This window comes from Janthinobacterium sp. SUN073 (genome assembly GCF_030397665.1).
Lineage (GTDB): Bacteria > Pseudomonadota > Gammaproteobacteria > Burkholderiales > Burkholderiaceae_D > Janthinobacterium.
The window spans coordinates 170,057-182,097 of record NZ_JAPUBT010000008.1 but is presented as its reverse complement, the minus strand read 5'-3'; the positions used below and the strand labels follow the sequence as shown (position 1 = coordinate 182,097).

6 protein-coding genes are annotated in these 12,041 nt (G+C 63.0%); 2 read left to right on the top strand and 4 right to left on the bottom strand.

Going from position 1 to position 12,041, the window contains the following annotated elements:
* Positions 1-29: 29 nt before the first annotated feature.
* The 3 genes from O0882_RS20915 to O0882_RS20905 all read right to left on the bottom strand — a co-directional run bounded on the left by O0882_RS20915 (position 30) and on the right by O0882_RS20905 (position 2,526).
* A complete protein-coding gene (locus O0882_RS20915; RefSeq protein ID WP_289951085.1) occupies positions 30-977 on the bottom strand; it encodes a YihY/virulence factor BrkB family protein in 948 nt (315 codons plus the stop codon).
* 70 nt (positions 978-1,047) lie between these two features.
* Positions 1,048-2,067, bottom strand: coding sequence for an OmpA family protein (locus tag O0882_RS20910; protein WP_289951083.1), 1,020 nt, complete (start codon positions 2,065-2,067; stop codon positions 1,048-1,050).
* A gap of 189 nt (positions 2,068-2,256) precedes the next feature.
* The gene (locus O0882_RS20905; RefSeq protein WP_289951081.1) at positions 2,257-2,526 is read right to left on the bottom strand and encodes a hypothetical protein; all 270 of its coding nucleotides are present in this window, start codon (positions 2,524-2,526) and stop codon (positions 2,257-2,259) included.
* Positions 2,527-2,536: 10 nt separating this feature from the next.
* On the opposite strand from O0882_RS20905, the gene O0882_RS20900 reads away from it, so the two are divergent.
* Complete coding sequence (locus tag O0882_RS20900; RefSeq protein ID WP_289951079.1) at positions 2,537-8,275, top strand: MG2 domain-containing protein; 5,739 nt, start codon at positions 2,537-2,539, stop codon at positions 8,273-8,275.
* 17 nt (positions 8,276-8,292) lie between these two features.
* On the top strand, positions 8,293-10,389 hold the full coding sequence (gene pbpC, locus O0882_RS20895; protein ID WP_289951243.1) for a penicillin-binding protein 1C: 2,097 nt from the start codon (positions 8,293-8,295) through the stop codon (positions 10,387-10,389).
* Here pbpC and O0882_RS20890 read toward each other — a convergent pair whose 3' ends face one another.
* Entirely contained in the window at positions 10,390-12,012 is a 1,623-nt protein-coding gene (locus tag O0882_RS20890; protein ID WP_289951077.1) for a DUF2875 family protein, read from the bottom strand.
* Positions 12,013-12,041 lie beyond the last annotated feature (29 nt).

Below are 12,041 nucleotides of genomic sequence, written 5' to 3'. Positions count from 1 at the left end.
GGGCGCCGTTTTGACATGCGTCAGTCTGCTCAGGACTGGTGGCGTTTCAATATCTTGACTTGCACATCGCCATCGTCTGTCTTCGGCATATCCTTCATGCTGCCCAGTTGCAGGGCGAACTGGCGCGTGAATTCGGCGCCCAGGAAGAAGATTTGCGCCGAGTAATACACCCACAGCAGCAGGGCCACCAGCGAACCGGCCGCGCCATAGCTGCTGGCCACGCCGCTATTGCCGATATACACGCCAATCGCATATTTTCCCAGCGAAAACATGAAGGCCGTGCCCATGGCGCCGATCAGCACGTCGCGCCAGGACAGGCGTACGCGCGGCAGCATTTTATAGATGACGGCGAACAGGCTGGCGATGACGGCAAAGCCGATCAGGTTCGACAAAATGGTAAACAGCACGGCCGTGTCTTTCCACACGCCTTCCCAGAAGTTGGCGAGGATGGCCATGGCGGCGTTCACCACCAGCGACACCATCAGCAGGAAGGCCAGTACCAGCACCAGGCCGAAGGACAGCAAACGCGTGCGCAACATGTCCCAGGCGCCCGCTTCCTTCAGCGGTGGTACTTGCCAGATTTCATCGAGACTGGCTTTCAGTTCTGCAAACACGCTGGTGGCGCCAAACAGCAGCAGGGCGCTGGCGATGAGGGTGGCGATGCGGCCCTGCTCATGGTTCTTCGCGCCGGCCAGCACCAGCTGGATGGCTTCGGCACCTTGCGTGCCCAGCAAGCCCTGCAATTGCCCCATCAGCTCGCCGCGCGCGGCGGCCGGACCATAGAAAAAGCCAGCGATGGCAATCACCAGCACGAGGATGGGGGCGATGGAAAACAGGGTGTAATAGGCGAGGGCGGCGCCCTTGCTCGAGGCGCGGTGTTCCAGCCATTCGGTGACGGAACAGACGATGACACTGCGCATCTGCTTGCCGAATGGCGCAATGCTGGCCAGTCTGGGATAACGGGTAGAAAAATTCATGATGACTTTCAATGCAAAAAAGGGGCGCGAGCCCCTTTTTTTATTCACAAGTGGCGTACCACTGTTGAGTTTACTGCACGCGGCGTTCGATGGTGATTTGTTCCACTTCAACGCGGCGGTTTGGTTCCAGGCACTTGATCAGGTCGGCACGCTTCTTGTTATCGCAGGTGACGACAGGATTGGTGGAACCCTTGCCTTCGGCCGTCAGGCGGTTGGCGGCCACACCATGGGCGACCAGGTATTCCTTGACCGCATCAGCGCGCTGCTGCGACAGTTTCAGGTTGTACTTGGGCGAACCGATGCGGTCGGCATAACCACTGATGACGACGTTGTTGACGTCCGGTGCAGCGTTCAGCACGCGGGCGATTTCGTCGAGCTTGGTCTGTGTCGGACCCAGCTTGGCGCTGTCGAACGCGAACAGTTCTGTTGCCGCCATCGTCACTTTTTCAAAGCGTGGCGGTGGTGGCGGTGGTGGCGGCGGCACGACCACGACGACTTCTTCGCGCACTGGCGGCGGCGGTGGCGGTGGTGCAGGCGGTTTGTCGAACGCGAAGTTCAGGCCCACGGTGACGTAGTAGTTGTTGGCCTTGCTGCTAGGGTCGAAGGTATTGCCGCGCAGGAAACCGTGCACATTGCGTACGTCAGCCTGGAGGGACAATTGATCCGTAATGCTGGACTGGAAGCCCAGACCCACGCTGGCGTATGGCGAACTCTTCGAGCGTTCACCGAAGGCGAAGCTGGTGTCCTTGTCGCGCTGCATGCCGGCACCGACCAGCAGGAAGGGACGGAAGGCTTTACGCGAGAACATGTACAGGCCGTCTACGCCCAGCGTATTTTGCTGGTAGCGTTGACCGCCATCCTTGGAGCGGGCGTACGTGGTGCCCAGCTGGATATCCCAGTCCGGGGAAACAGGTTTGCCGAAACGCAAGCCTGCGCCATAGCCGGTTTTATCCGTGGCAAAGTCGGAATCTGGCTTGAGTGCGTTGATGCTAGGTTGAATGTACCAGGAGGGATTGATTTCCTGGGCCTGTGCGCCGAGGGCGGAGCACAGTACTGCGGCGGCAACGGCGATTTTTTTTAGATTATTCACAAGTAACTCCCAACGTTGATAAGAGATTTTCTCTGCTGCATCAATGCGACAACTGCCAGACATGCTCTGCTAGAGATAGACAACAATTCCAGGTGCGCTTTCTTGCGATAAATGCACTGCTGTTGGAGTAGAGAATACGGTTGCAGGTTCAAGCAGTCGGTGCGTTGGCGCACAAAGCATTGTGGTATATCAATGGTGTTGCGAATTCACGACAAATACTTTGCTGTTGAAAAAAACTAATTCGCCTCGGTAAAGTTTTGCAATCACGCCCACTTCCGGGCGCCGCGAGGGGCGGCAATCGTACGACTTGTTACTGGCATGCCACTGTATATTAGTAGCAATGATGAGCTTGACAACTAATATTACATTGATGTTGTATTCCTGCCGCGTCCGCTTGCCTTGTCTGGCTTCCTCCAGGCAACTTTTGCGCGCCGCAGCCAGCTCCGCCACTTTCATCAAGGAGTTACCCGTGCCTGACCTGTCCCGTGTTTTTTCTTCCCCGCTGTCTGGCAAACTGGGCCCGCTGGGTTTGCTGTTGTCGCTGGGCCTGGCTATGCCGGCCTGGGCCGATAGCGGCGTGGCCCTGTTTTCACCGAGCGGCACGGTCAAGGCCGTGCGCCAGGTGCGGGCCCAGTTCGCCACGCCGATGGTGCCGTTCGGCGACATGGGCTTGCCCGCGCCGTTCGCCATCGATTGCGGCAAGGCCGAGCCTGGCGTCGTGGCGGGCGCGGGGCGCTGGGCCGACGAGCGCAACTGGAACTTTGATTTCGAGCGCGACTTGCCCGCCGGCGTGGCCTGCAGCTTTACCTTGAAAGCGGGGTTGAAGGACCTGGCAGGCAAGCCTTTGCAGGGAACGGCGTCGTACCGATTTTCCACGGGCGGCCCGGCCATCGTCGAGGCCGTACCGTATGACGGCCAGCCGTACATCGATGAAAACCAGATCTTCGTGCTGGGCCTCGATGCCGCGCCGAACGAGGCCAGCGTGGCCGCGAACGCGTATTGCCGCGCCGATGGCATCAATGAAAAGATTCCCGTACGTCTGTTCAAAGGCAAGGAACTGGAGCAGGTATTAACTTTGCGCAAGAGCTTCCTCGACCGCTATCTGACTGTCTACTTCAAGAAGCGGGGTACGGTCTGGAAAGTGGGCATGCCCGTCGCCAGCAAGGGCGCGCCGCCGCTGCCCGTCGCCGTGCTGCAATGCAAACGCAGCTTCCCCGCCAACGCCAAGGTCTCGCTCGTGTGGGGCGAGGGCATCGCCAGCGCCAGCGGCATCGCCACGGACAAGGCGCAAACCCTGCAGTACAAGACGCGGCCCGATTTCACGGCCAAATTCAGCTGCGAGCGCAGCAACCCGAAGGAACAGTGCATCCCCTTCCTGCCCATGCGCGTGCAGTTTTCCGCGCCCGTGAGCGCGGCGCAGGTGCGCGCCATGACCCTGAAGGGCGGCGGCAAGACGTATGCGCCGACGATTTCAAAAGACGAAGAAAAGGCGGAATTCCTGTATGGCGCCACCTTCAATGGCCCCTTCCCCGTGCAAGCCAGTTTTGTGCTGAACCTGCCGTCGAAGCTGACGGATGACGCGGGCCGCGCCTTGCTCAACCGCGCGCGCTTTCCCATGACGGTGCGCACGGGCGAACAGCCGCCGCTGTTGAAGTTCCCGGCCCCGTTCGGCATCATCGAAGCCAGGGGCGACGGCTTGCTGCCCGTGACGGTGCGCAATATCGAACCCGTGCTGTCGGGCAAGGAAGTCGCCCAGCCAGCGGCCGCCACGGGCGCCACATTGCGCGTGCCCGACAATGACGACAAGTTCATCATCGAGTGGATGCAGCGCCTGGCCGGCAATGGCGACGGCGGCGAATACTGGCAACCGTACGCCCAGTATGCTGGCAACATGAGCAAATCCGTGCTGGCGGGCGCGGCCGGTACGCGTCCCATCAGCCTGCCGCGTCCCGATGGCAAGCAAACCTTTGAAGTGATCGGCATCCCGTTGCAAAAACCGGGCTTTTATGTGGTCGAACTGGCCAGCCCCATCCTCGGCAAGGTGCTGCTGGGCAAACCGACGACGGCGTACATCCGCACGGCCGCGCTGGTGACGAATCTGGCGGCCCACTTCAAGCACGGCGCGCAATCGTCGCTGGTGTGGGTGACCTCGCTGGACAAGGGCGCGCCTGTTGCGAAAGCGCAAGTGGCCGTGCGCGACTGCGCCGGCAAGCTGCTGTGGCAAGGCGCCACGGGCGCGGACGGCGTGGCGCACATCACCGGCGAGCTGGCCAATTCCAGCTGCAAGAACAATGGCCGCTACTTTATCAGTGCGCGCAGCGGCGGCGACATGACGTTCACCCTGTCGGACTGGGTGGGCGGCATCGAAGCCTGGCGTTTTAATTTACCTACGGACGACACGCGCGCCGACAACACCTTGCTGGCCACGGTATTTGACCGCACCCTGCTGCGCGCGGGCGAAACCGTGCACATGAAGCATTTCATTCGCAAGCACACGGCCGAAGGCATGAGCCTGGTCGACAAGAATAACGGTCCCGGCAGCGCCACCTCCGTCGTCATCACGCACCAGGGCAGCGACCAGAACTATCAATTGCCACTGCGCTGGTCCGCCAGCGGCACGGCGGAAAACGACTGGCTCATTCCCGCCGACGCCAAGCAGGGCGAATATAGCGTGACGATGGCTGGCCGCCCGTCCGGCAGTTTCCGCGTGGAAGCGTTCCGCGTGCCGACCATGAAAGCCGTGCTGCAGGGGCCAAAGGCACCCGCCGTGCAGGTAAAACAGCTGGCCCTGGATGCGCAAATCACCTACCTGGCCGGCGGCGCGGCCACCAACGCGCCCGTCAAGTTGCGCACGGTGCTGCAAGACAAGAGCGTAACGTTCGCCGATTATCCCGACTATAGCTTCAGCAATGGCGACGTGAAGGAAGGTCTTGTGAAACAGGGCACCGGATACGACGACGATGAAGGGGAATGGCAGGACGAAGGCCATGGCGTGGCCGGCGCCGGCGCCACGGCCGCGCGCACGCAAAGCTTGAGTCTCGACAAGGCCGGTGGCGCGCGCATCGTCATCGACCAGTTGCCGCAGCTGTCCACGCCGCGCGACCTGGTGGCGGAAATGGCTTTCCAGGACGCAAATGGCGAGACGGCATCGGTGGCCACGAGAGTGCCGCTGTGGCCATCGAATGTCGTGATCGGCATCAAGCCCGACGCCTGGGCCTTGAGCAAGGATGCCTTCAAGTTCACGGTGGCCGTGCTCGGTACCAATGGCAAGCCCGTGGCGAATGCCCCCGTTGCCGTCGATTTCTTCCAGCGCAACAGTTACTCGCACCGCCGGCGCCTGATCGGCGGCTTCTATGCGTATGAAAACAGCAGCGAAGTCGTCAAGCTGGGCCCGGCTTGCTCGGGCAAGACGGACAACAAGGGCTTGCTGATCTGCGACGTGAAGGCGCCCGCCAGCGGCAATCTGATTTTGCGCGCCCGCACGCAGGATGCAGCCGGCAACGCGGCGGTCGCCAACCGCGAAACCTGGGTGGCCGGCAGCGGCGACTGGTGGTTCAACGCCAGCGACAATGACCGCATCGACGTATTGCCGGAAAAGAAACGCTATGAACCGGGCCAGGAAGCGAGCTTGCAGGTGCGCATGCCGTTCCGTTCGGGCACGGCGCTGATCACGGTCGAGCGCGAAGGCATCCTCGACACCTATGTGCGCCAGCTCAATGGCCGGGAACCAGTGGTGAGTATCCCGGTCAAAGCGGATTACGCGCCGAATGTATATGTGTCCGTGTTTGTCGTGCGGGGCAGGGTCGATGGCGTGCAGCCGACGGCCCTGGTCGACCTGGGCAAGCCGGCCTACAAGATGGGCATCGCACCGCTGAACGTCGGGTGGCAGGCGCATGAGCTGAACGTCATGGTGGTGTCCGACAAGGAAGTGTATAAAACGCGCGACAAGGCGGAAGTATCCGTGCGCGTGCGCCGCGCCGATGGCAAACCGCTGCCGGCCGGCGCGGAAGTGGCGCTGGCGGCCGTCGACACGGGGCTGCTGGAGCTGATGCCCAACGATAGCTGGAAATTGCTCGATACCATGATGGCGCAGCGCAGCCTGCAGGTGGAAACGGCGACGGCGCAGATGCAGGTGATCGGCAAGCGCCATTTCGGCCGCAAGGCCTTCCCGGCTGGCGGTGGCGGCGGCAAGGGCGCCAGCCGCGAACTGTTCGACACCCTGCTGTTCTGGAAGGGCACGGTCAAACTCGATGCCAAGGGCGAAGCGACGGTGCAAGTGCCGCTCAACGATGCCTTGACGGGATTCCGCATCGTTGCGATTGCCAGTGCCGGCAAGGAATTGTTTGGCACGGGCAGCACGGACATCCGCAGCTCGCAAGACTTGATTTTGATGTCGGGCTTGCCGACCCTCGTGCGCGAAGGCGACCAGCTGCGCGCGGGCTTTACCGTGCGCAACACGTCGGCAGCATCCTTGAACGTGGACCTCAATGCCACGGCGGCCGGCAAGACCTTGCCGCACCAGAGCTTGAGCTTGGCGGCGGGTGAAGCGCGCGAAGTGGGCTGGGATTACCAGGTGCCGCTCGGCGCGCAAACGGTCGTGTGGGACATCAGCGCCAAGGCCGGTAGCCACACGGATAAACTGAAAATCACGCAAAAGGTAGGCCAGGCGACGCCCGTGCGCACGTATCAAGCCACCTTGCAGCAGATCGACAAACCCATCAATATGTCCGTGCAAATGCCGGCCGGCGCCTTGCCGGGCCGGGGCGGCATCCAGACCAGCTTTGTCGCCAGGCTGGGCGGCGAGCTGCCCGGTGTGCGCGAGTACATGGCCGCCTACCCGTACACCTGCTTCGAGCAAAACACGTCGAAGGCCATTGCCCTGCAAGACCAGGAGGCGTGGAACAAGCTGGCCGCCAGCCTGCCCGCCTACCTGGACAGCGACGGCTTGCTGAAATATTTTCCCATCATGGAGCAGGGCAGCGACAGCCTGACAGCCTACGTGCTGTCGGCCACCAGGGAAGCGGGCTACGCGATTCCCGAGCAGACGAAGAACCGCATGGAAGCAGCCTTGACGGCTTTCGTGCAGGGGCGCATCGTGCGCCGTTCCGCGCTGGCCACGACCGACCTGGCCGTGCGCAAGCTGGCCGCGCTGGAGGCGCTGTCGCGTTCCAATAAAGTGCCGCCCGATGCGCTGGAGAGCATCAGCATCAGCCCGAACCTGTGGCCCACGTCCGCCGTCATCGACTGGAGCTTGTTGCTGCAACGCACGCCAAGCCTGGCGCGCCGCGATGCGCTGCTGGCCGAGGCGCAGCAGATCCTGCGCAGCCGTTTGAACTTCCAGGGCACGACCATGGGCTTTTCCACCGAGCGCAAGGATAACTGGTGGTGGCTGATGGTCTCCGGCGACGTCAACGCCAACCGCTTGTTGCTGGCCGTGATGGATGACCCGGCGTGGAAAGACGACATCGGCCGCCTGGTGCGCGGCAGCATGGGCCGCCAGAAAAAGGGCCGCTGGGATACCACGGTGGCCAACGCCTGGGGCACGCTGGCCATCAATAAGTTCTCGGCCAAGTTCGAGTCGACACCCGTGACGGGCGCCAGCGCCGTCAAGCTGGGCGGCGATACGCAAGCGCTCGTGTGGAATGGCGCGGCGAAAGTCGGCCCCGTGCTGCAGGTGTGGCCGAAGGGCACGGATAGCCTGGGTCTGGCGCACAGCGGCACGGGCAAACCGTGGGCCACCGTGCAAAGCCTGGCGGCCATCCCGCTCAAGGCGCCCGTCTCCAGCGGTTACACGATCAAGAAAACCATTACGCCAGTGGAACAGAAAACCACGGGTCAATGGTCGCGCGGCGATGTCTACCGCGTGCGCCTGGATTTGTCGGCGCAGGCGGACATGAGCTGGGTGGTGGTCGATGATCCGATTCCCGCCAGCGCCACCGTGCTGGGCAATGGCCTGGGCCGCGATTCGCAGCTGCTGACGGCCGGCGAGAAATCCACAGGCTGGGTCTGGCCCACGTTCGAAGAACGGGCGTTTGATGCTTTCCGCGCCTACTACGCCTTCGTGCCGAAGGGCACGTGGAGCGTGGAATACACGGTGCGCCTGAACAATGCGGGCGATTTCAGCTTGCCGGCCACGCGCATCGAAGCCATGTATTCGCCCGAAATGTTTGGCGAGTCGCCGAACGTGAATGTGAAGGTGGGGCAGTGAAAGGGTTTGTTTTACTGATGGGCTGCCTGCTGTCCGGCCCGGTCTTCGCTGAAGCGATATTGACGCCGGCCCAGGTGCAAGCCGCCTACCGCAGCTCGGAAGCGCAGTTGCTGGACCGCAGCGGCGCGCCCCTGCAATCGTTGCGCGTGGACATGAAGGTGCGGCGCTTGCCATGGGTGCCGCTGGCCGATATTTCACCGGCCGTGCAGCAAGCCGTGCTGCTGGCGGAAGACCAGCGCTTCATGCGCCATGGCGGCGTGGATGTGTCCGCGCTGGCCACTGCCGCCTGGGACAATCTGTTTTCGAAAAAGCCCCGGGGCGCCTCGACCATCACCATGCAGCTGGCGGGCCAGCTTGATGCGGACTTGCAGGCTCAAGCGGGTGGACGCAGCCTGCGCCAGAAATGGGACCAGATGCGTGCCGCCCAGGCCATCGAAGACAGCTGGAGCAAGGCGCAGATTTTTGAAGCGTATTTGAACCTGGTATCGTTCCGTGGCGAGCTGCAAGGCATCGCCTCCGCCTCGTACAGCCTGTTCGGCAAGGCGCCGTCGGGCCTGAACCAGACGGATGGCATCATTTTGGCCAGCCTGGTGCGGGCACCGAATGCGCCGCCGGCCACCGTCACGCGCCGCGCCTGTGCGCTGGCGAAGGAGTGGCGCATGGACAGCAGCTGCCAGCTGATCGGCCAGCGCGTGCAGACGGCCTTGCAGCGCACGGCCCTGTACGCCGACCTCGCGCCGGCGCCGCAAGTGGCGCAGCAGCTGCTCAAGCAATCGGGTGCCTCCGTGCGTAGTACCCTCGATGGCCCCCTGCAGCGCTTTGCGCAGGAAAACCTGCGCCAGCAGCTTGCCTCCTTGCGCGAGCGCAATGTCAACGATGGCGCCATTATCGTGCTCGACAACCGCAGCGGAGACATTCTCGCCTATGTCGGCAACGCGGGCGGCAGCCACGTCGATGGCGTGGCTGCCTTGCGCCAGGCCGGTTCCACCCTGAAACCATTCCTGTATGAACTGGCCATCGAACGCCGGCTGATGACGGCCGCCTCCGTCATGGACGACTCGCCGCTCGACGTCGCCACGGCGTCGGGCATGTATGCGCCGCAAAACTACGACCGCAATTTCAAGGGTTACGTCAGCGCCCGCACCAGCCTGGCCAGCTCGCTCAACATTCCCGCCGTGCGCACGGTGCTGCTGACGGGGCAGGACGGCTTTTACAACCGCCTGAAGGACGTGGGCCTGTCCAGCCTGACGGAACCGGCCGAGTACTACGGCCCCTCGCTGGCGCTGGGCTCATCCGAAGTGACCTTGCTGGAACTGGCCAACGCCTACCGCGCGCTGGCCAATGGCGGGCTGTACAGCACCGCCAGCCTGCAGCCGGGGCAGGCGGGCAAGGACAGGCGCCGCGTGATGGAAGCGGGCGCCGCCTTCATCGTCGGCGATATCCTGGCCGACCGCGCCGCGCGCAGCATGACGTTTGGCTTGCGCAACGAGCTGGGGACGAATTTCTGGAGCGCCGTCAAGACGGGCACCAGCAAGGACATGCGCGACAACTGGTGCATGGGCTACTCGGCGCGCTACACGGTGGGCGTGTGGGTGGGCAATTTCGATGGCAAGCCCATGTGGGACGTGTCGGGCGTGACGGGCGCCGCGCCCGTGTGGCGCGACGTGATGGATTACCTGCACAAGAACGTGCCCAGCCACGCCCCGAAGGCCCCGCCAGGCGTGCTGCAGCAAATGGTGGCGTACCAGCCCGCGCTGGAAGCGCCGCGCCGCGAATGGTTTATCGCCGGCACGGAAAGCCCCGTCATCGCCGTATTGGGCGACACCGTCAAGCCAGCCGCCATCGTGTATCCGGCCGACGACAGCATCCTCGCCATCGACCCCGACATCCCGCCCGCCCTGCAGCGCGTGTTCTTCCAGGCGCAGGGCAGCCATGCCTTGCGCTGGGTGCTCGACGGCAAGGATATGGGCGCGGCTCTTGACAGCATCAGCTGGCGCCCCGTGCCGGGCAAGCATGCGCTGGCCCTCGTCGATGATGCCGGCAAGACGGTGGCAAGGGTGGCGTTCCAGGTGCGGGGCAATGCGCTGGCGCAGCTTGCCGTACAGGGAAAATAATCAGTTTGATGGATAATTCGCCGGGTCGATGGCCGGCGTGGCGTAGTGCCGCAGCACATCGCCGCCGTGCGGGTGTTTTTGCGTCCGGCGTTTTTCGTCCGATGGCGGGCTGACCAGCACGATGCTCGCTTCGTCCGGGTTGCGTAAATTCACCACCGCGCTGACGCCGCCATCGCGGTAGCTGCCCATCACGGCTATGGCCATCTGCACGAACAGGGTGGCCGCGCCCGTGTTGCCCAGGCGCTGGTCCGTGTCGATCCACTGTGCCGTATTGCCGCTGTCGAGTTCCATGCCGCCATCTTCCGCATGGCTCAGCAAGGTCTTGTGCAGTGTCACCAGTTGGGCCTGATTTCCGCCTGTGGCGGCGACCAGGCGCGCCGGCGCGGCGGGCCGCTCGGCTTCCGGCAAACTGCGCAAGGCTTGCTGCCAGCCTGCCTGCAAGGCTTGTTCGCGCTGGTCGCGCCGCGTGAACGGCTTGCCGTGTTCATCCGTCATCCTGACGAACGTGGGCCGGTGGATGAAGCCGAAGGTCGGCAGGCGGTCCAGCTGGGCCAGCTGCTCCTTGTTGAAGGGCAGGGGAAACCAAGGCGTGGGTTGCCAGTCTTTTGGGGGCTGATAAGTCTTGTGCTGGAGCCTGTCGACCATGCTGAACGTGCCCGTGCCGCGGATATCGGAGCGCTGCGCGAATTGTGCGGCGACGGGGAGCCATTCGGCGATGGTGGGCTGGCGCCGGGTGATGGCTGTCGGATCAGTTTCCAGGCGCGCCTGCGGCACGGTTCCCATCAACTCGTAGTAAGCCAGGTATAGCCGCCGCGCTACGCCGAAAGTATTCAAATCGTCGACGCTGTCTTCAGGCGGAGCGTCCTCATACGCAAACTTGCGCACGGCGTCGATGCGCTCGCGTCGGGCCAGCACGAACAGAGCGGAGGCGTCGGGCATTTCGGGGATGTAGCGGCCGTCCTTGACCAGTGATGGCGAATCAATGGGCCGGTACAGATCGCGCGTGGGCGTGCTGTCTTCGGAATTGAGCACGATGTAGGGTACGTCGGGGTTGGCGTCAAAAAAGGCAAACACGTCTTCCAGGATACGGTCCGGATGCTCGCTGAAGCGGCGCGGGCCGGCAATGAACAGATGCCAGTGCAGGCCGGAGGGGGCGGCGCCAGCGGCCAAACCTATTACCGGCGCATCGGGGCGGTCCAGCATGCGTGAATTAAAGATCGGTGGTTCTGCGTTAAACACGGGCACACCAAAATACATGGGGATGTACTTTGCGCCATTTTCCAGCGCATCACCACTGCGCCCCCCCGACATCCCGGATCTTTCCATGGCATCCCATGGATATTTTTCCTTGTCCTGTTCACGGATGCTGGCATAGGCGTTTCCCTTCTGCAGGGCTTCCCACAGCTTGCCCTGACGATACTTGTCCAGGGTGACGCCGAGGCCGATAACCTCGATCACATATTCCCGCTTTTCCTGCTCGCTTGGCACAGCCTGCTGCACTTGCGGCTTTGCGATGGGCACAGGCTTGGACGAATGCAGCCAGCGTGCGCCAAGCAATGCGGCCGCCACGATGGGTGGGATCAGCAACAGCCATTGCAAGTGCTTCCATATTTTGCTGCTCATCGTTGCCTCCAGCAAGAAAGGTGAGTGAT

What these genes read in the sequence shown, in the direction of transcription:
- O0882_RS20915 (WP_289951085.1), bottom strand. Translation starts at nt 977, where the DNA reads ATGAATTTTTCTACCCGTTATCCCAGACTGGCCAGCATTGCGCCATTC.
- pbpC (WP_289951243.1), top strand. Translation starts at nt 8,293, where the DNA reads ATGGGCTGCCTGCTGTCCGGCCCGGTCTTCGCTGAAGCGATATTGACG.
- O0882_RS20890 (WP_289951077.1), bottom strand. Translation starts at nt 12,012, where the DNA reads ATGAGCAGCAAAATATGGAAGCACTTGCAATGGCTGTTGCTGATCCCA.